Below are 17,682 nucleotides of genomic sequence, written 5' to 3' on the forward strand. Positions count from 1 at the left end.
CGGAATGATGGAAAGACGCCACGGGATTCGGGATTGCGAATCGTCGTTTTCAAGCGCTTGCACCGTCCCTACGCCAGTATGAACTGGATCAGGTTCAACGGGTCATCGCGCTGCTTGTGCCTTGCGGTTTGGCGTAGCGAAATCTCAGCCCCTTGTCGGGACACCCCTGGTGAATGCTTGAAGTCTGGAGAAATTCGTCCCGTGTGTCAACGCGGGACGTCGATATCAGCTTACCGCCAGCGGCACGTCGAACTGCTGGCCTGGACGCAGCCCCTGGAAGCGGTTCTCCGCGATGCCGGCGGCCCGCATGGCGTGAACGAGTGCCTGCGGCGGCGCGTCGATGCCTTCATTGGTCAACTGGAAGGTACCGAAATGGTGGCCGATGCCGAAGGCGGCCGCAGTTAGCCGGAACCCTTCAATCGCCTCTGCCGGGTCCTGGTGCTGTGCCTTCATGAACCACCGCGGTTCGTAGGCGCCAATCGGCAGGATGGCGAGGCGGATATCCCCGTGCTTTTGCCGGATCGCGTGATAGTTCTGGCCTTCGGCAAAGCCGGTATCGCCAATGTGGTAGATCTTGCCGCCAGGTGTCTCGATCAGGAAGGCAGCCCAGAGTGCCATCCGGCGGTCGCCCATGCCGCGCGCCGACCAGTGATGGCACGGCTCGCAGTGGAACACGATCCCATTGCCGAGATCGACCCGATCACCCCAATCCATCACCACGGTATTGTTGAACGGATGGGCGTCATGGATGATCGTGTCGTTGCCGAGGGGCGTGATGACTCGCGGTGCATGGGATTGCCCAAGCCGCTTCAATGTCGCGACATCGAGATGGTCATAATGGTTGTGGGTGACGATGACGATGTCGATCGGCGGCAGAGCATCAAAGGTGATGCCAGGCGGTGTGGCGCGCTTCGGTCCGGCAAAGGACACGGGACTTGCGCGCTCGGACCAGACAGGGTCTGTGAGAATGTTCAGCCCAGCGGTCTGAATGAGCATGGTTGCGTGGCCAACCATGGTGACCACAAGGCGGTTGCCTTCAATCCGCCGTTCCGGCTTCGCCGGCGTCACGGGTGGAAGAGATGTCGGCCAGGCCGTCCGCTTGCCATCGAATTGCCAGCGCAAGAGATCGAGGACGCCGCGCGGCTCTTTGCCCCCCGGATTGAAGAAAATCTTTCCGTCGAAGTGATCGGAGACGGGTCCGGAATAATAGCGATTGCCGGCCATGGCGTTTCCTGCTGCAAGGCCGCCGCCGGCAACAGCCAGTCCAAGCCCGGTTCGTTTCAAAAACTGGCGTCTCTTCATGCGGCTATCATCATGTGTGACATATGGCCCTTCAAGTTGCGGCTCCAAGGCGTATCCAATATCCTCAGAGTTTCTCCTGTCATATGTCAATTGAGTTGCGATGAAGCCGCTTTCAAGTCTCCTTGTTTCAGCTCTGGTCCTGTTGCTGGCATCAGGGTCGCTCGCCCAGGAATTGCCGGCTCCCGTGCACGGTGTGTCCTTCGAGGCCTGGGCGGCTGCAAACGCGCGGCTCGCCAATCACGAGGATCGCGGCGCTGTCCTGAACGACCTTGCCGTGGACGAGAAACGATTCGAGCAAATCAACCAGACCTTTATGCAGGCGCTGAGAAACGATCCGGAATTCAAGCTGACAACGGCCTATAGTCTGGCCTTCTCGAAGGCCGATGCCGATCGGGTCGCGCTTGTCACGGGCACCATTCCGCAAAGCCCGAAGCTGCTTGAGTTCGAAAACTATGCGCGGGTGCAGGGGCATATCGAAGCGGCCAGCACGCATCCGGATTTCGACCAGCAGGCTATCCTCGACGAGCATGGGTTGAGCGCTCAGGAGTTCACGGAAATTTCGGCCTACTGGTTGCAGAAAATGCGCGAGCAAGCGTTGTCGGGCGATAGTGCTGCGCTGAGCTGGTGGAACGAAACGCTGGATCGATACCGCAATATCTACGCCGTTCGCTATACCGCGCCTTGATCGTTTTCCATCGTCCGATGGCAAGCAACTCGGTGCCTGGCCGCCGAATAACCGATTTGCGTTGACTTTTCCGGCTTTTTGCTGTTTACCGCCCAGCATCTGCGACGAGACTTGTACTCTAAGCCACCGACCGGGACCCGCAAAGGTATAAAGAGTTCCCGGAGGTCAACACCCGACAGCGCGATGCGCCCTCGGGTGCTTTTTGGCTTTGCGTCTTGTTTTCGGCGTCGAGAAGACCGAGGTTTCGGGTATCCCTGAAACCATGCAAGGAAGAGCCGATGTTTGAAAACCTCCAGGACCGCCTTGGATCCATCCTGAATGGACTGACCGGCCGTGGCGCGCTGTCGGAAGCCGATGTTTCGGCTGCCTTGCGCGAGGTCCGTCGTGCGCTTCTCGAAGCCGACGTTGCACTCGAAGTGGTGCGCAGCTTCACCGATCGCGTCCGCGAAAAGGCGGTTGGCGCGGCGGTCCTGAAATCCATCAAGCCCGGACAGATGGTCGTCAAGATCGTCCATGACGAGCTTGTCGAGATGCTCGGTTCCGAGGGCGTCACGATCGATCTCAATGCCGCAGCGCCCGTCGTCATCATGATGGTCGGTCTGCAGGGTTCGGGTAAAACCACGACCACGGGCAAGATCGCCAAGCGGTTAACCGATCGCGAGAAGAAGAAGGTCCTGATGGCCTCGCTCGACACGCGTCGACCGGCCGCCCAGGAACAGCTTCGCCAGCTCGGCGTTCAGACCTCCATCGATACGCTGCCGGTCATCGCCGGCCAGTCGCCGACCGATATCGCCGCGCGCGCCGTGCAGGCCGCCAAGCTCGGCGGTCATGACGTGGTCATCCTCGATACGGCCGGTCGTACGCATATCGACGAGCCTTTGATGATCGAGATGGCCGAGATCAAGGCCCGTTCGAAGCCGCATGAAATCCTTCTGGTCGCGGATTCGCTGACCGGTCAGGACGCCGTTAATCTCGCGCGCAATTTCGATGAGCGCGTCGGCATCACCGGTCTCGTTCTCACTCGCATGGACGGCGACGGCCGTGGTGGTGCAGCGCTTTCGATGCGTGCCGTCACCGGCAAGCCGATCAAGCTGATCGGTGTCGGCGAAAAGATGACGGAGCTCGACGAGTTCCATCCCCGCCGTATCGCAGACCGTATCCTCGGCATGGGCGATATCGTTTCGCTGGTCGAAAAGGCGGCCGAGACGATCGACGCCGACAAGGCGCGTGCCATGGCCGAGAAGATGGCCAAGGGCAAGTTCGACCTCAACGACATGGCCGAACAGCTGAAACAGATGAAGTCGCTTGGCGGCATGGGCGGCATCATGGGCATGATGCCGGGCATGTCCGGCATGAAGGACAAGCTCGCCGCGTCGGGTATGAGTGACAAGGTCTTCGACCGCCAGATCGCCATCATTTCCTCGATGACAAAGGCCGAGCGCGCCAATCCCGACATTCTCAAGCATTCCCGCAAGAAGCGCATCGCCGCCGGCTCCGGCACGGATGCCGCTGAAATCAACAAGCTCTTGAAGATGCATCGCGGCATGGCCGACATGATGAAGGCCATGGGCGGCAAGAAGGGCGGCGGCATGATGAAGCAGATGATGGGCGGTCTTGCCGGCAAGATGGGTCTCGGTGGGCTCGGCGGCATGGGCATGCCGGATCTTTCCAGCATGGACCCGAAGCAGCTCGAAGCGCTGGCCAAGCAGGCGGAAGCGGCCGGCATCAAGCCGGGTTCGTTGCCCGGCATGGGCGGCACAGGTGGACTTGGCGGGCTTCCGGGCCTTGGCGGTCCGAAGCTGCCGGGCCTCGGTGGCGGTTTCCCGGGCCTTCCCGGCCTGCCGAAGAAGAAGTGAGGCGCGCGATGATCGATCCTTCCGTCAAGCAGCAGCTCTCGGGCTATCGTCAGTCGATTGACAATATCGACGCGGCCCTCGTGCATATGCTGGCCGAGCGTTTTCGCTGCACCAAGGCTGTCGGCGTTTTGAAGGCCACCCACGAATTGCCGCCGGCGGACCCGGCGCGCGAGGAATACCAGATCGAACGCCTGCGCCGCCTGGCACAGGATGCCCATCTGGATCCGGATTTCGCCGAGAAGTTCCTGAACTTCATCATCAAGGAAGTCATCCGGCATCATGAAGCCATTGCCGCCGAACATGGCGGTGCAACCGAAAAGACCGCCTGACGGCGGCCTCGACAAACACGGAAGGCCTTGAAGGCCAGCCGACCTGAAAACCAAGGAGTAAACACAATGTCCCTCAAGATTCGTCTCGCCCGCGGTGGTTCCAAGAAGCGCCCTTACTACCAGATCGTTGTTGCCGACGCCCGCTCGCCGCGCGATGGTCGCTTCATCGACAAGGTCGGTTCGTGGAACCCGATGCTCGGCAAGGACAACGAAAAGCGCGTTGAACTCGACGTCGACGCCATCAAGGCATGGCTCGAAAAGGGTGCACAGCCGACCGACCGCGTTCTGCGTTTCATGGCTGAAGCTGGTATCGCCGAGCGCGCTGCCCGCAGCAACCCGGACAAGGCAAAGCCGGGCAGGAAGGCCCAGGAACGCGCTGCTGAAAAGGCACAGAAGGCCGCTGACGCCGCTGCTGCCGCTGCAGAAGGCTCTGCTGAATAATCAGCACGCACTTGCATGAAACGGGCGGTGGCGCGACCACCGCCCGTTTTTGCGTTTTCTTTCCGGTCGGTTGCGCCTAAAAGGGTGGGAGACCAGACCATCAGCCCTGAGGACCCTCTCCTTCGATGACCAAACTCGACAATCCGATACTCATGGCCGTCATAGGTGCCGCACAAGGCCTGCGCGGAGAGGTGCGGGTCAAGTCGTTTACCGAAGATCCGCTTGGGCTTGGTGATTACGGTTTTCTCTATAGTGCCGATGGTCGCAAGTTCGAGATTCTCGAAATCCGCGACGGCAAGACGGTCGCCATCGTGCGTTTTCGCGGCATCAACGATCGCAATGCCGCCGAAGCGTTGAACGGGCTGGAACTGTTTGTCGATCGCGATGCGTTGCCGGATGAAGATCTCGAGGACGATGAGTTCTACTATGCGGATCTCGAAGGCCTGGAGGTCTACGATGCCGACAACAACCACTATGGCGCCGTGACTGCCGTCTATGATTTCGGCGCGGGTGATCTGCTGGAACTGAAGGGCCCCGGCAAGCGTCCAGTTCTCATTCCGTTTTCCGAGGCTGCGGTCCTGGAAATCGACCTTGAAGGCGGACGCCTGCTCGTCGATCCAATCGCCGCCGGCCTCAAGGATGACGGAGAGCCCGATCCCTACGGTGCCGGTGGCACTGGCAAGCCACGCCCGAACGGCAAGACTTGACCCCGATGTCATTCAAGGCGTCCGTTCTGACCCTCTATCCGGATATGTTCCCGGGCCATCTCGGCCATGCGTTGGCAGGCCGGGCACTGGAGCGCGGTGACTGGGCTTGTGAAGCCGTCCAGATTCGCGATTTCGCCGAGGACAAACATCGCAGTGTGGATGACACGCCGTCCGGCGGCGGTGCCGGCATGGTGCTGAAGCCGGATGTGCTGGCCCGGGCGATCGATTCCATCGCGGATGACGGACGTCCGCGCCTGCTGATGAGCCCGCGTGGCCGGCCGCTCACGCAGACGCGTGTCCGCGAGATTGCAGCGGGCGAAGGCGTGGTGATCGTCTGCGGCCGGTTCGAGGGTGTCGACCAGCGCGTGATCGATGGCCGTCAGCTCGAAGAGGTCTCCATAGGCGACTATATTCTTTCCGGTGGCGAGCCTGCGGCGCTGACCCTGCTAGATGCTGTCGTGCGCATATTGCCGGGCGTCATGGGCAACCAGCTATCCGGCGTGCATGAAAGCTTCGAGGGTGGGCTTCTGGAACATCCGCACTACACCCGTCCGCAGGTGTTTGAAGGCCAGGAAATTCCCGCTGTTCTGACGTCCGGAAATCATGCGGCCATCGAGGCCTGGCGTCATCAGGAGGCGCTCAAGCTGACGAGGCAGCGCCGCCCGGATCTCCTCGAAGCGGGCAATTCTCAGCCTGTCACGAAGTAGTAGACGGCAAGCCCAAGGCCGGCTGCCACCACCATCCAGCGCAGGATCGCCTGCGGCACCTTCTTGGCCATGGCAACGCCGGCATAGCCGCCGATTGCCACCGCCGGGATCATGATCGCGGCGTGCAGCCAGGATATCGCTCCGGCACTTGCAAAGATCACGATCGCGACAGCCGCAATGACGATCGACAGGAAGTTCTTCAGCGCATTGAGGCGGTGATAGTCGCCGCCGCTGGCAAGCCCGAGCGAGGCCAGCATCATGATGCCCATGCCAGCTCCGAAAAAGCCGCCGTAAAAGGACGTTGCCCCCTGCATGGCAATGCCAAGCGGGCTTGCCGGATGGCTTTGTCCCTGGGTCTTGGGGCGCAGCTTCGGTCCTGCGGCAAAAATTGCCGTCGCGCCCAGCAGCAGCCACGGCACCATGCTGCGGAAGGCTGGATTGGACAGCGAAATCAGAAAGAGCGAACCGCAGATCGCGCCGATGATGGAGATGATGGCAAGCACCAGTGCGCCACGCCAAAGCCCGCCAAACTGGTCACGATAGGCCCATGTTGAGGTGATATAGCCCGGAAACTGGGTGATCGAAGAGGTGGCATTGGCGCTGATCGGCGGCAGGCCGACAAGCGTCAATGCCCCAAAGGTCAAAAACGTTCCGCCACCGGCAATCGCGTTGACCGCGCCGGAGAGAAAACCGGATGCGATCAATAGCAGAATCATGGCAATCGACATTCAACGCGTCTCCAGGTCATTGACGGCTGCACTCTTAAGAGCGAAAGCCCTGTCTCGCAAGGCAACTGACCGCAGTTGTCAGACAATGCCAAGGCCAAAATTTGGGTTGTCAGGGGGTGACAAGCGGGTGTTCTTGGTGTAATGGCCCCCTCGGAAATGGGCGATTTGCCCGTCTGCCAAAACAAAGAACCGCGTATCCGCTCCGGTCCGTCTGGGCCAAATCCCGAGGGTTTTCTCAAGGGATGATCGTCGAGCGCTCTGGCCGTTTCAGAAGAACCTGAGGTTAGACATGAACATCATTCAGCAGCTGGAAGCCGAACAGGCCGCCAAGATCGAAGCCAAGCGCAAGCTTCCTGACTTCTCCCCGGGCGACACCGTCCGCGTGAACGTCACGGTCAAGGAAGGCAACCGTACCCGTGTGCAGGCCTATGAAGGCGTTTGCATCGCTCGTTCGGGCGCAGGCATCAATGAGAGCTTCACCGTTCGCAAGATCTCCTACGGCGAAGGCGTCGAGCGCGTATTCCCGGTTTACTCGCCGCTGGTCGAAGGCGTCGAAATCGTTCGCCGCGGTAAGGTCCGTCGCGCCAAGCTCTACTACCTGCGCGATCGTCGCGGCAAGTCGGCTCGTATCGTCGAGAACACCGGCACCCGCGCCCGCAAGCTGAACGACGCCGAGCGCGCTGCTGTTGCCGAAGAAAAGGCACGCATCGAAGCTGAAAAGGTCGCAGCAGCACAGGCTCTCGCCGCCGAAAAGGCAGCAGCCGAAGCCGCTGAAAAGGCCGCTGCCGCTGAAGCCGCAGCTGCTGAAGGTTCGGCTGAATAAGCCGATCCCGGCTTGTTCCGGATTGCAGATCAAGATGAAAGGCTCCGCTTGCGGGGCCTTTTTTCGTTTCGGTCTGCTCAGTAGACATATCCGTCCGAGAGGCTTCTCACAGGCTGATTGCGATTGCACCACCGGCCACGACGAGACAGGCGAGCACGCGCTGCCAAGTCAATCGCTCGCCAAGCAGCAGCGCGCCAATCAGGACGGCAAAGACCACGCTTGTCTCGCGCACCGCCGTGACCAGACCGGCCGGAGCATAGGCATAGGCGACCACCACCAGCCCGTAAGCCAGCATGGCAAGCGCGCCACCGCCGACGGCTTTCCAGGTCACCGGAGAGCGCAAGTCGATTTGCAGCCGGCGGCGGGTGACGATGAAGGCGAGCGTAATCATTAGGCCGAACAGAAACAGCACCCAGAGCGCATAGGCCGCCGGTTGTTCGACCATTTTCACGCCGCGGGAGTCGACGGTCGAATAGCAGGCAATGATCAGGCCGGTGGTCAACGCAAACAGGATCGAGGATGTTGCCGCTCTCGTCTTGCCGAGTGATAGGCTCATGATGCCACTTGCGATCAGCACGACGCCCAGCGTCTGCCAAGGTCCCAGAACTTCCCCAAAGAACAGGAAGCCGCCGAGCGTGACCAGCAGGGGCACTGTGCCGCGCACGATCGGGTAGACCTGACCCAATTCGCCGTGACGATAGGCGGCGACCAGAAACAGGCTGTAGCCGACCTGCAGGCAGGAGGAGAGGAGGATGTATGGCCATGCCGCGTCTCCCGGCAGCGGCAGCACAAACAGAAAGGGCAGGCAGATGACGCTGCCGGCGAGGCTCATCACTGTGATCGACCAGAGCCGATCGGCACCCGTGCGCAGAAAGGCATTCCAGCTCGCATGCAGGATCGCGGCAATGAGGGCCAGACCGACGGCAACGACACTCAAGAGCGGACGCCGCGCATGGAGCTGGCAATGCCAGGAATGTTCATGGAGGACCTGCGCGAAACTGCGTGACCGTATTGTGACGCCACAACGATAGCGGCTCCCGGTCCGTTTGCAACGGGCGGACAAAAAGAAACCGCCCGCCTTGCAGCGGACGGTTCTTGTCTCCGACGGAAGGCTTCAAGCCTTACTGCCAGTCGCGGATATCGACGAAGTGGCCGGCAATGGCCGCAGCCGCTGCCATCGCTGGCGACACGAGATGGGTGCGGCCCTTGAAGCCCTGGCGGCCTTCGAAGTTGCGGTTCGAGGTCGATGCGCAACGCTCACCCGGCTTCAGGCGGTCGTCATTCATGGCGAGGCACATCGAGCAGCCCGGTTCGCGCCAGTCGAAGCCGGCCGCCTTGAAGATCTTGTCGAGGCCTTCGGCTTCCGCTTGTTCCTTCACGAGGCCGGAGCCCGGAACGATCATGGCGGAAACGGTCGATGCAACTGTCTTGCCTTCGACAACCTTGGCAACTTCGCGCAGGTCTTCGATGCGGCCATTGGTGCAGGAACCGATGAAGACGCGGTCGATGGCGATATCGGTGATCTTGGTGCCCGGCTTCAGGCCCATATAGTCGAGTGCACGCCACTTGGAGGCACGCTTCGTTTCGTCATGGATGTCATCCGGGTTCGGAACGACGCCCTGAACCGAGATCACGTCTTCCGGCGAAGAGCCCCAGGAAACGATCGGCGGCAGCTTGGCGGCGTCGAGCACCACGACGCGGTCGAAATGGGCACCTTCGTCAGACTTCAGCGTCTTCCAGTAGGAAATTGCCTGTTCCAGCGCTTCGCCCTTCGGTGCGCGGGGCTTGTCCTTGATGTATTCGAAGGTCTTCTCATCAGGCGCAATCAGGCCGGCGCGGGCGCCACCCTCGATCGTCATGTTGCAGACGGTCATGCGGCCTTCCATCGACAGCGATTCGATGGCCTCGCCGGCGAATTCAATGACGTGGCCGGTGCCGCCGGCCGTGCCGATCTCGCCGATGATGGCGAGGATGATGTCCTTTGCCGTCACGCCTTCCGGCAGCTGGCCATCGACGCGGACCAGCATGTTCTTCGCCTTCTTCTGGATCAGCGTCTGGGTGGCGAGCACGTGCTCGACCTCGGACGTGCCGATACCATGCGCCAGCGCGCCAAAGGCACCATGCGTCGAGGTGTGGCTGTCGCCGCAGACAATGGTCATGCCGGGCAGGGTGAAGCCCTGTTCGGGGCCGACGATGTGCACGATGCCCTGGCGCTTGTCGGAGGCCGAGTAATATTCGACGCCGAATTCGGCGGCATTGTTGGCGAGCGCCTCGACCTGGATACGGCTCTCCTCGTTCTTGATGCCGAGGTGGCGATCCGGCGAGGTCGGCACGTTGTGGTCGACGACGGCGAGCGTCTTTTGCGGCGCGCGAACCTGGCGACCGGCCATGCGCAGGCCTTCAAAGGCCTGGGGGCTCGTCACTTCATGAACGAGGTGACGGTCGATGTAGAGAAGACAGGTACCATCTTCCTGGCGGTCGACGACGTGGTCGTCCCAGATCTTGTCGTAAAGGGTGCGGGGTGCGCTCATGGGTGAGTTCCATCCAGACTGAGGTAACGGGATTTCTGATTTTTTGAGGTCTTATCGACGCCGCCAAAGCGGTCGCGGGAGCTCAGCCGCGAAGGCTCGCCAGAGCCCCTTGGATGCGCGCAAAAAAGCGTGCCGGCAGACGCTTGTGGTCCTGCAGCACGATAAACTGGTTCGCGAGGCATCCGAATTTCGATCCCATGATTGGGTTTCTAACAGATTTCCGATTTTCCGGCAATCCGGCTGGCGGCCGCTCGATGACAAACTGTTGTCATGAAGCATTCGCGCAAACATGCTTCATCGTCTGCAGCTTGGACACTGTTTGGGAATGCCGCGATCATGAATGACGAGATACATCGCATCAAGAATGAGATCATCGACAGTTTCGACGAGGAGCTGGAACAGCAGATGGAGGAGGATCGGCTGGATGAACTCGTCGCCGACGGTCTTTCCGAGCCGACAATCGACCGGAAGATCTATTTCCGCGAGCTGTTTCGCCTGCAGCACGAACTCGTGCGGCTTCAAGACTGGGTCCAGTACAAGAAGCTGAAGATGATCGTGCTCTTCGAAGGGCGCGATTCGGCCGGCAAGGGCGGTGCGATCAAGCGGGTGACCCAGCGTCTCAATCCCCGCGTCTGTCGCGTCGTAGCGCTACCGGCGCCGACGGAGCGGGAGCGCAGCCAGTGGTATTTCCAGCGCTATGTCCAGCATCTGCCGACGGCCGGCGAAATGGTGCTGTTCGATCGCTCCTGGTACAATCGCGCCGGTGTCGAGCGCGTCATGGGGTTCTGCACGCCCGACGAACTCGAGGAGTTCTTCCGCTCGGTGCCGGAATTCGAGCGCATGCTGGTGCGGTCCGGGATCATCCTGGTGAAATACTGGTTCTCGATTACCGACGAGGAGCAGGAGTTCCGCTTCCAGATGCGGATCAACGACCCGCTCAAGCAGTGGAAGCTCTCGCCGATGGATCTCGAAAGCCGTGTGCATTGGGAGGATTATACCCGCGCCAAGGAAGAGATGCTGGAGCGCACCCATATCCCGGAAGCCCCCTGGTGGGTGGTGCAGGCCGTCGACAAGAAGAAGGCGCGACTGAACATGATCGCCCATCTTCTGTCGCAGATCCCCTACGAGCATGTGCCCAAGGAGACGATCGAGCTGCCGGCGCGTGTCCGGGGGGCGGACTACAGCCGCCATCCGGTGCCGGAGGAAATGTACGTTCCGGAGAAATACTGACCCGAGCCGGGGCTGTTCAGCGCTGGCTTCGGGCGCGCATGCGTTGCTCGAAGCCGCGCAACAGGATCGACAAACCGATGGTCAGGATCAGGTAGACATAGGCCACGATCGAGTAGGTCTCGAAAAACCGGAAGGAGCCGGAGGCATAGACCTTGGCCATCTGGGTGATGTCGGCCACGCCGAGTACCGAGACCAGCGAGCTATCCTTGACCATGGCAACAAAATCGTTCGACAGCGGCGGAAAGACGACCCGCATCGCCTGGGGAAGGACGATCAGGCGGAAGCGCTGGGTGCGGGTGAGCCCAAGTGCCTTGGCTGCCTCAATCTGACCCTTGTCGATGGACTGGATGCCGGCGCGGAAGATCTCCGCAATGAAGGCCGAATAGCCGATCATCAGCGCAATGATCGCGCGCCACATCAGCGAAATGTCGCGAACCACCATGGGCTCGAGAAGACCTGATGTAGCAAGCGGGGCGGTGACGATGTTGTAAAGTGCGACGAAGGCCGGTGCTCCGACGAAGGCGATGTAGAAGAGTAGCACCAGGATCGGGATGCCGCGCACCACTTCGACATAGAAACGGGCGATCTGGCGAAGCACGGTGCTGTCCGCCATGCCGAGAAGGGCGATGCCGAGACCAAGGATCGAGGCCAGCGCGAAGCCAACAAGGGTGACGAAAACGGTGACGCCGAGGCCCTTCACCACCGTCCCGAAAACCTGGGCGTAAAGATCGCTCACAAAAATGACGATGCCAATGGCAAGCGCCATCACGCCGAAGGCGACAAGCCACCAAGGCCGGTCGCCTTTGTCGGAGGCGGGCAGGGTCTGAAATGCCATTACGTGCCCGCCTTTTGCTGCGAAGCGCCTCTCGGCGTCATTCGCCCATCTTGTAGTCGAGGAACCACTTCTTGTTCAGCGCGTCGAACGTGCCGTCCGCCTTCAGCGCGGCGATGGCCGCGTTGACGGGGGCGACAAGCTCCGAGCCCTTCGGGAAGATGAAGCCGAAGTCCTCTGCGCCGAGTGCGCCGCCGACAACCTTCAGGCCGCCATTGGACGCATCAACATAACCCTTGGCCGCAACGCTGTCGGTCAGGACCAGATCGACGTCACCCGTCTTAAGCGCCTGGACCGTGGCGCCGAAGGTTTCGAACAGCTTGATGCGCGGATTCTGCTCGTTGCCGTCAAGGATTTCGTAGACGGCTGTGTAGAACGGAGAGGTGCCCGGCTGCGCGCCGACAAGGCCCTCTTCGAACGCGCCGAAGCTCTTGCCGTCGGTGAAGCGGGTCTCATCGCCACGCACCAGCATGAACTGCTCGGACCGCATGTAAGGATCGGAAAAGTCCACCTTCTCCTTGCGGTCGTCCTTGATGGTGATGCCGGTCATGCCGATCTCGTACTGACTGTCTGACACGGCCTGGATCATCGCATCCCAAGAGGTGGTCTGGTATTCGATCTTGGCATTCAGCCGCTTGGCGATCTCGTTCATCGCGTCATATTCCCAACCGATCTGCTCGCCTGACTTCGGGTCAACGAATTGCAGCGGCGGATAGGCGTTTTCTGTCACGACGACGATGGTCTTGCCGCCGAGATCCGGCAGGCTTTGCGCGACGGCGCTGAAGGGGAGGAGGGCGAGGGTCGACAGACCGGCGAGAACGGCGCGGCGGAACAACATGGATATCTCCCGAAATGTGGCAGCGCACACTGTCACATCTCAAGCGCCGCTGGCAAGGGAGAGCATCCCGATGAACCGGGCATGGCGGTGGCCACCTCATACGGGTGGCCACCGCAACGGGTCAGAACGAAGCGATCTTCGGATCGGGGCCGATGCGCGCTGCGGCATTGTCGAGCGCATTGAGAGCTTCGAGATCTTCGGCCGACAGCGCAAAATCGAAGACCTTGAAGTTTTCCGCGATGCGCGAGGGCGTCACGGATTTGGGAATGACCACGAGGCCGTTGTCGATGTGCCAGCGAATGATCACCTGCGCCGGTGTCCGACCCAGGCGCTCGGCGATCTTGCCGATCAAAGGATTGCCCAGCAGCTTGCCCTGACCAAGCGGGCTCCAGGATTGCGTCGTGATCTTGTGCTTCTCGTGGAAGGCGCGGGCCTCGCGCTGCTGGAAATCGGGATGCAGTTCGATCTGGTTGATGACCGGCACGACGCCTGTTTCGGCAATGATCTTTTCCAGATGCTCCGGATAGAAATTGGAGACGCCGATGGATTTTGCCCGGCCCTCTTCCTTCAGCTTCACCAGAGCCTTCCAGGTGTCGACATAAAGGCCGCGATGAGCGGAGGGCCAGTGGATGAGGTAGAGATCGACATAGTCGGTGCCCAGCCGTTTCAGGCTGGCCTCAAAGGCCTTAAGCGTCGAATCATATCCCTGGTCGGTGTTCCAGAGCTTGGTCGTCAGGAAGATGTCTTTGCGATCGATGCCGGACTGGCGGATGCCTGCGCCGACGCCTTCCTCGTTTTCGTAAACGGCTGCGGTGTCGACATGGCGATAACCGGCATCGAGTGCAGCTTTCACGGCAGGTGCTGCCTCGTCATTCGGCGTCTGCCAGACGCCAAGGCCGACCTGGGGAATGCTGTTGCCGTCGTTGAGGGTGATGTGCGTTTGTTCGGACATAAAATTGATCTCCCGGAAATGGATGGGGCCCGTTGGCCGAAAAAGACTGGCAGGTGCAAGACGGATGTCGCAACGCGGGCAGGCGTAAACTTAGAGTTAGCCTCCCCAATTGAAAGAGGGTCTCAGGGCCAATTTCCCTGAAGACCGGATCAGCGAACCTGAAGCCGTGTCTTCGGCCCCAGATGCGGCAGCAGGCGGCGCATGTCGCGCGGATGGATGGCGACGCATCCTTCCGTTGGCGTGTAACCGGGTCTCGCAATGTGAAAGAAGATCGCCGAGCCGCATCCGCGTTTGCGCGAGCGAATGTTCCAGTCCATCACGATGGCGATGTCGTAGAGTTCGTCCTTGCGCCGCAGCGTCTCGTGGCTGGCGGCAAAGGGCGCACGCACCGGGCGGTTATAGGCCGCATGCGCGGCGGCATCGCACCACAGCATGTCCGCGCGTGCGGGAACCATCGGCAGGCTTGTCCCAGCACCGCTGATCCGTCGGTCGCGGCGATAACCGTAGAGCAGTGCCATGTCCGCAATCGGCGTTGCGCCATCGCCTTCGCGCTTGCGGCTTGTCGTCCCGCTCCGTCCGAGGGCCGCGCGCAGCCTTAACGGGCCTGCCTGAAGAATCGCCTGGCTGCGATTGCCCGGTGCCGGTCGCACACACAGTATCTTCAGCTGCGACACGCCTCTTTTCGTCCGGTCCGACTTGCAGGTCACGACATTTTGCCTTGTTCGTGAAGAATGGTGTATTCATAGCACTTCAAATGATCGGGCAAACGCTTACATGCCGCTTGCCGAAGCAACAAGAGCGCAGCGATAACCTGGCTGGAAGGAAACTGGATGACGACCCGCACCATTCTGCTCGTGGATGATGACGAAGATCTGCGCCAGATTCTTGTCGAGCAGCTGTCGTTGTACGAGGAGTTCTCCCTGCTTCAGGAGAGCACGGCCACAGCCGCCATGCAGACGGTGAAGGCTAACCAGATCGATCTCCTGATCATGGATGTCGGCCTGCCGGACATGGATGGCCGTGAGGCGGTCAAGCTGTTGCGCAAGGGCGGTTTCAAGTCTCCCGTCATCATGTTGACGGGCCATGATACCGATTCCGATACGATCCTCGGTCTCGAAGCCGGTGCCAACGATTATGTCACGAAGCCCTTCCGCTTTGCAGTCCTGCTCGCCCGCATTCGCGCCCAGTTGCGGCAGTTCGAGCAGAGCGAAGATGCGACCTTCGGCGTCGGGCCTTACACCTTCAAGCCGTCGCAGAAGCTGTTGACCACGGAGGATGGCAAGAAGATCCGTCTGACGGAAAAGGAATCCGCCATCATCCGCTATCTCTATCGCGCCGATCAAAAGGTGGTCACGCGCGACGTGCTGCTTGAAGAGGTCTGGGGTTACAACTCCGGTGTCACCACGCATACCCTCGAAACCCATGTCTATCGCCTGCGTCAGAAGATCGAGCGGGACCCCTCCAATGCGGAGATCCTGGTCACTGAAAACGGTGGCTACAAGATCGTTCCTTGAGCGTATTCGCCCAATCGTCGACACAGACGGGGATGAGAAACGGCAAAGGCTCGTTTCTCGCCCCGTTTTGCGTTAAACGAGCGCTATGAAGTGCCCGTCTTCGTGCTATCACGAGCGGGTAGATGACAAAGGATCGTTCATGGCACTCAGTGACGATATCGAGCTGCTCTCGGCGGTCCCGCTCTTTTCCAACCTGGACAAGGATCAGGTAAAGCTGATCGCGTTTGGGGCAGAGCACAGGGTGATCGGGCCGGGTGAGGCGCTGTTTCGCGAAAAGGCGCCAGCCGATTGCGCCTATGTGGTCGTGCGCGGGCGTCTCGATCTCTACGTCATGGGGCGTGGCAACCAGCCCTATAAACAGGCATCTGCAGGCGCCGGCGTCATGTTGTCGGAACTGGCTCTGGTGACGATGGTCGAGCGCAAATACACGGCCATCGCCGCCACCGAAACGGATGTGCTTCGGCTGACGCGCGCCATTTTTCATCGGCTGCTGGAAGAGTATCCGCCGATGGCGCGCCTCATTCAGGCGCGCATCAAGCAGTCGCTGGAGGATCTGGTGAAAGGGGCCGCCGCGCTCGGCCATCACTTCGGAGAATAGCTGGCGATGGATCGTCTGCTATCAAACGGCAAAACGGGCGGTGACCGGCACATGGTCGGATGGCTGGTTCCAGCCGCGTGCATCTTTCAGCACATCGATCCCGACAAGGCTTGAGGCAAGGTCTGACGAGGACCAGATGTGGTCCAACCGACGTCCGCGATCCGCTGCCGCCCAATCCTTGGCCCGGTAGCTCCACCAGGTATAAAGCTTCTCCGTTGCCGGCACCTGCTGGCGCATCAGGTCCACCCAGTTACCGGCCTGCATGACCGCTGTCAGTCCTTCCGTCTCGATCGGCGTGTGGCTCACGATCTTCAACATCTGCTTGTGTGACCAGACATCATGTTCAAGCGGCGCGATGTTCAGGTCCCCCACCAGGATTGCCGAGGTTTCTGGCTCGCCATCGGCCGAGAGCAGTTTCATCTCTTCGATGAAATCGAGCTTGTGGCCAAATTTCGGATTGATCTCGCGATTGGGCTCGTCGCCGCCGGCAGGCACATAGAAGTTGTGCAGGCGAATGCGGCGGCCGTTCCAGGCAAAGACTGCAGAAATGTGCCGGCTGTCGCCGACGCCGCAATAATCCTGTCGATGATCTTCCGTCAGCGGCAACTTCGAGCAGATCGCCACGCCGTGATAGCCCTTCTGGCCGTGGATGACGATGTTGGAATAGCCAAGCTCAGTAATCGCTTCGCTCGGAAACTGGTCGTTCTGGCACTTTATCTCCTGCAGGCACAGTATGTCCGGATTGGCCTGGCGCAGGAAATCGAGGACGATCGGCAACCGCAGCCTGACGGAGTTGATGTTCCAGGTGCTGATGGAAAGCGTCATGCGATATCCTTTCGGTGCCTGACGCTTTCTAGGCGGTTTGCCGGGGCCTGAACAGAAAAAGGCGGCGGGGTCTCTCACCCTGCCGCCTTTCTCCACAACTGAGAGCCGGTGTTATTGCGCGATCAGCCGCCGCGCTTCTGTCCATGGACTTCGGCATAGGGGATTTCGAAGACGCTCGGATCGAACTGCACGCCGTTCTGGACGTTGAAGATCATGACAGATGTATCCTTCTTCTGCATGTCTGTGATCGTCCACTGGCGCAGTTCATAGGTCTTGGGGTCGAACATCAGCGTGATGGTCGACTCGCCAAAGATGGTCCGGTCACCCAGCACGATGGTGGTCAGGTCAGCTTCTTCCTTTACGTCGCGGACCAGCTGGTTGCCGAGATCGATGCGATCGGCCAGCAGCATGCTGAGCGGTGTCTTGCTCAAGGGGTAGATGTCCCAGGTCTTAAGCTTGGAATTGCCGATAACAACATTCTTGCCGTCGGAGATGACGCGCATCGGCGAAGGTTTTTCGTAGTTGAAGCGCAGCTTGCCCGGACGTTCGATGAAGAACTTGCCGCCGGTCTGTTCGCCGCGCGGGCCAAACTGGACAAATTCGCCGGTCATGGTTTTCACGCCGGAAAAATGGTCGGCAATCTGCTGGGCAGCATCCGTTGCCGCCATTCCTGGAAAGGGCAGAGCGGCCAAAGCCATGAATGCGGCGGTACCCAGCACGAACTGGCGGCGGCTTGCCAGAGCCGGCAGTCCTGCAGCGCGGTCAGTCTTGTGTGTCATTTGGT

General features: G+C 60.5%; 20 protein-coding genes and 1 riboswitch. Of the genes, 10 read left to right on the plus strand and 10 right to left on the minus strand.

The window, feature by feature from the left end; genetic code table 11:
• Positions 1-47 precede the first annotated feature (47 nt).
• A riboswitch (TPP riboswitch) is annotated at positions 48-178 on the minus strand.
• 47 nt (positions 179-225) lie between these two features.
• Positions 226-1,302, minus strand: coding sequence for an MBL fold metallo-hydrolase (locus FAA97_RS12980; RefSeq protein WP_136598979.1), 1,077 nt, complete (start codon positions 1,300-1,302; stop codon positions 226-228).
• 100 nt (positions 1,303-1,402) lie between these two features.
• On the opposite strand from FAA97_RS12980, the gene FAA97_RS12985 reads away from it, so the two are divergent.
• The 6 genes from FAA97_RS12985 to trmD all read left to right on the plus strand — a co-directional run bounded on the left by FAA97_RS12985 (position 1,403) and on the right by trmD (position 6,027).
• Positions 1,403-1,987 (plus strand): hypothetical protein, encoded by a 585-nt coding sequence (locus FAA97_RS12985; RefSeq protein WP_136598980.1) that lies wholly within the window; start codon positions 1,403-1,405, stop codon positions 1,985-1,987.
• A 278-nt stretch (positions 1,988-2,265) separates the two neighbouring features.
• Positions 2,266-3,843 (plus strand): signal recognition particle protein, encoded by a 1,578-nt coding sequence (gene ffh / locus FAA97_RS12990; protein ID WP_136598981.1) that lies wholly within the window; start codon positions 2,266-2,268, stop codon positions 3,841-3,843.
• Positions 3,844-3,851: 8 nt separating this feature from the next.
• Complete coding sequence (locus tag FAA97_RS12995) at positions 3,852-4,172, plus strand: chorismate mutase (RefSeq protein WP_136598982.1); 321 nt, start codon at positions 3,852-3,854, stop codon at positions 4,170-4,172.
• Positions 4,173-4,238: 66 nt separating this feature from the next.
• Positions 4,239-4,613: a 30S ribosomal protein S16 gene (rpsP, locus tag FAA97_RS13000; RefSeq protein WP_136598983.1), complete on the plus strand. Its 375-nt coding sequence runs from the start codon at positions 4,239-4,241 to the stop codon at positions 4,611-4,613.
• A gap of 125 nt (positions 4,614-4,738) precedes the next feature.
• Positions 4,739-5,320: a ribosome maturation factor RimM gene (gene rimM / locus FAA97_RS13005; protein WP_136598984.1), complete on the plus strand. Its 582-nt coding sequence runs from the start codon at positions 4,739-4,741 to the stop codon at positions 5,318-5,320.
• Between the two features lie 5 nt (positions 5,321-5,325).
• Positions 5,326-6,027, plus strand: coding sequence for a tRNA (guanosine(37)-N1)-methyltransferase TrmD (gene trmD, locus FAA97_RS13010; RefSeq protein WP_136598985.1), 702 nt, complete (start codon positions 5,326-5,328; stop codon positions 6,025-6,027).
• On the opposite strand, the gene FAA97_RS13015 is transcribed toward trmD, so the two are convergent.
• Positions 6,009-6,755: a sulfite exporter TauE/SafE family protein gene (locus FAA97_RS13015; protein WP_136598986.1), complete on the minus strand. Its 747-nt coding sequence runs from the start codon at positions 6,753-6,755 to the stop codon at positions 6,009-6,011. The two genes, trmD and FAA97_RS13015, sit on opposite strands and share 19 nt — an antisense overlap.
• Positions 6,756-7,044: 289 nt before the next feature.
• Here FAA97_RS13015 and rplS point away from each other — a divergent pair, with 289 nt between their 5' ends.
• Entirely contained in the window at positions 7,045-7,578 is a 534-nt protein-coding gene (rplS, locus tag FAA97_RS13020) for a 50S ribosomal protein L19 (protein WP_136598987.1), read from the plus strand.
• 106 nt (positions 7,579-7,684) lie between these two features.
• Here the strand turns inward: rplS and FAA97_RS13025 are convergent, their stop codons facing one another.
• Positions 7,685-8,515 carry a DMT family transporter gene (locus FAA97_RS13025; RefSeq protein WP_136598988.1) on the minus strand — a complete coding sequence of 277 codons (831 nt, stop codon included), beginning with the start codon at positions 8,513-8,515 and terminating at the stop codon, positions 7,685-7,687.
• Positions 8,516-8,699: 184 nt separating this feature from the next.
• Entirely contained in the window at positions 8,700-10,109 is a 1,410-nt protein-coding gene (leuC, locus tag FAA97_RS13030; RefSeq protein ID WP_136598989.1) for a 3-isopropylmalate dehydratase large subunit, read from the minus strand.
• A gap of 336 nt (positions 10,110-10,445) precedes the next feature.
• Between leuC and ppk2 the strand changes: the two genes are divergently transcribed.
• Positions 10,446-11,339, plus strand: a complete 894-nt coding sequence (gene ppk2 / locus FAA97_RS13040; RefSeq protein WP_136598991.1) for a polyphosphate kinase 2 — start codon at positions 10,446-10,448, stop codon at positions 11,337-11,339.
• Positions 11,340-11,355: 16 nt separating this feature from the next.
• Here the strand turns inward: ppk2 and FAA97_RS13045 are convergent, their stop codons facing one another.
• The 4 genes from FAA97_RS13045 to FAA97_RS13060 all read right to left on the minus strand — a co-directional run bounded on the left by FAA97_RS13045 (position 11,356) and on the right by FAA97_RS13060 (position 14,635).
• The gene (locus FAA97_RS13045) at positions 11,356-12,174 is read right to left on the minus strand and encodes an amino acid ABC transporter permease (RefSeq protein WP_136598992.1); all 819 of its coding nucleotides are present in this window, start codon (positions 12,172-12,174) and stop codon (positions 11,356-11,358) included.
• Between the two features lie 37 nt (positions 12,175-12,211).
• Positions 12,212-13,009 (minus strand): transporter substrate-binding domain-containing protein, encoded by a 798-nt coding sequence (locus FAA97_RS13050; RefSeq protein ID WP_136598993.1) that lies wholly within the window; start codon positions 13,007-13,009, stop codon positions 12,212-12,214.
• 121 nt (positions 13,010-13,130) lie between these two features.
• Entirely contained in the window at positions 13,131-13,961 is an 831-nt protein-coding gene (locus FAA97_RS13055; protein WP_136598994.1) for an aldo/keto reductase, read from the minus strand.
• Between the two features lie 149 nt (positions 13,962-14,110).
• Positions 14,111-14,635 carry a L,D-transpeptidase family protein gene (locus tag FAA97_RS13060; RefSeq protein ID WP_246041452.1) on the minus strand — a complete coding sequence of 175 codons (525 nt, stop codon included), beginning with the start codon at positions 14,633-14,635 and terminating at the stop codon, positions 14,111-14,113.
• Between the two features lie 156 nt (positions 14,636-14,791).
• Here FAA97_RS13060 and FAA97_RS13065 point away from each other — a divergent pair, with 156 nt between their 5' ends.
• Together FAA97_RS13065 and FAA97_RS13070 are read left to right on the plus strand one after the other, a co-directional pair.
• The gene (locus FAA97_RS13065; RefSeq protein WP_136598995.1) at positions 14,792-15,475 is read left to right on the plus strand and encodes a response regulator transcription factor; all 684 of its coding nucleotides are present in this window, start codon (positions 14,792-14,794) and stop codon (positions 15,473-15,475) included.
• A gap of 139 nt (positions 15,476-15,614) precedes the next feature.
• Positions 15,615-16,073: a cyclic nucleotide-binding domain-containing protein gene (locus tag FAA97_RS13070; RefSeq protein ID WP_136598996.1), complete on the plus strand. Its 459-nt coding sequence runs from the start codon at positions 15,615-15,617 to the stop codon at positions 16,071-16,073.
• A gap of 21 nt (positions 16,074-16,094) precedes the next feature.
• Here the strand turns inward: FAA97_RS13070 and FAA97_RS13075 are convergent, their stop codons facing one another.
• Both FAA97_RS13075 and FAA97_RS13080 read right to left on the minus strand, forming a co-directional pair.
• Positions 16,095-16,898: an exodeoxyribonuclease III gene (locus FAA97_RS13075; RefSeq protein ID WP_136598997.1), complete on the minus strand. Its 804-nt coding sequence runs from the start codon at positions 16,896-16,898 to the stop codon at positions 16,095-16,097.
• Between the two features lie 122 nt (positions 16,899-17,020).
• Complete coding sequence (locus FAA97_RS13080; protein WP_136598998.1) at positions 17,021-17,677, minus strand: outer membrane lipoprotein carrier protein LolA; 657 nt, start codon at positions 17,675-17,677, stop codon at positions 17,021-17,023.
• Between the last annotated feature and the right edge of the window lie 5 nt (positions 17,678-17,682).

Origin of the sequence: Peteryoungia ipomoeae (assembly GCF_004912165.1) — a bacterium.
Taxonomy (GTDB): Bacteria; Pseudomonadota; Alphaproteobacteria; order Rhizobiales; family Rhizobiaceae; genus Allorhizobium; species Allorhizobium ipomoeae.

What these genes read in the sequence shown, in the direction of transcription:
- FAA97_RS12980 (WP_136598979.1), bottom strand. Translation starts at nt 1,302, where the DNA reads ATGAAGAGACGCCAGTTTTTGAAACGAACCGGGCTTGGACTGGCTGTT.
- FAA97_RS12985 (WP_136598980.1), top strand. Translation starts at nt 1,403, where the DNA reads ATGAAGCCGCTTTCAAGTCTCCTTGTTTCAGCTCTGGTCCTGTTGCTG.
- ffh (WP_136598981.1), top strand. Translation starts at nt 2,266, where the DNA reads ATGTTTGAAAACCTCCAGGACCGCCTTGGATCCATCCTGAATGGACTG.
- FAA97_RS12995 (WP_136598982.1), top strand. Translation starts at nt 3,852, where the DNA reads ATGATCGATCCTTCCGTCAAGCAGCAGCTCTCGGGCTATCGTCAGTCG.
- rpsP (WP_136598983.1), top strand. Translation starts at nt 4,239, where the DNA reads ATGTCCCTCAAGATTCGTCTCGCCCGCGGTGGTTCCAAGAAGCGCCCT.
- rimM (WP_136598984.1), top strand. Translation starts at nt 4,739, where the DNA reads ATGACCAAACTCGACAATCCGATACTCATGGCCGTCATAGGTGCCGCA.
- trmD (WP_136598985.1), top strand. Translation starts at nt 5,326, where the DNA reads ATGTCATTCAAGGCGTCCGTTCTGACCCTCTATCCGGATATGTTCCCG.
- FAA97_RS13015 (WP_136598986.1), bottom strand. Translation starts at nt 6,755, where the DNA reads ATGTCGATTGCCATGATTCTGCTATTGATCGCATCCGGTTTTCTCTCC.
- rplS (WP_136598987.1), top strand. Translation starts at nt 7,045, where the DNA reads ATGAACATCATTCAGCAGCTGGAAGCCGAACAGGCCGCCAAGATCGAA.
- leuC (WP_136598989.1), bottom strand. Translation starts at nt 10,109, where the DNA reads ATGAGCGCACCCCGCACCCTTTACGACAAGATCTGGGACGACCACGTC.
- ppk2 (WP_136598991.1), top strand. Translation starts at nt 10,446, where the DNA reads ATGAATGACGAGATACATCGCATCAAGAATGAGATCATCGACAGTTTC.
- FAA97_RS13045 (WP_136598992.1), bottom strand. Translation starts at nt 12,174, where the DNA reads ATGGCATTTCAGACCCTGCCCGCCTCCGACAAAGGCGACCGGCCTTGG.
- FAA97_RS13050 (WP_136598993.1), bottom strand. Translation starts at nt 13,009, where the DNA reads ATGTTGTTCCGCCGCGCCGTTCTCGCCGGTCTGTCGACCCTCGCCCTC.
- FAA97_RS13055 (WP_136598994.1), bottom strand. Translation starts at nt 13,961, where the DNA reads ATGTCCGAACAAACGCACATCACCCTCAACGACGGCAACAGCATTCCC.
- FAA97_RS13065 (WP_136598995.1), top strand. Translation starts at nt 14,792, where the DNA reads ATGACGACCCGCACCATTCTGCTCGTGGATGATGACGAAGATCTGCGC.
- FAA97_RS13070 (WP_136598996.1), top strand. Translation starts at nt 15,615, where the DNA reads ATGGCACTCAGTGACGATATCGAGCTGCTCTCGGCGGTCCCGCTCTTT.
- FAA97_RS13075 (WP_136598997.1), bottom strand. Translation starts at nt 16,898, where the DNA reads ATGACGCTTTCCATCAGCACCTGGAACATCAACTCCGTCAGGCTGCGG.
- FAA97_RS13080 (WP_136598998.1), bottom strand. Translation starts at nt 17,677, where the DNA reads ATGACACACAAGACTGACCGCGCTGCAGGACTGCCGGCTCTGGCAAGC.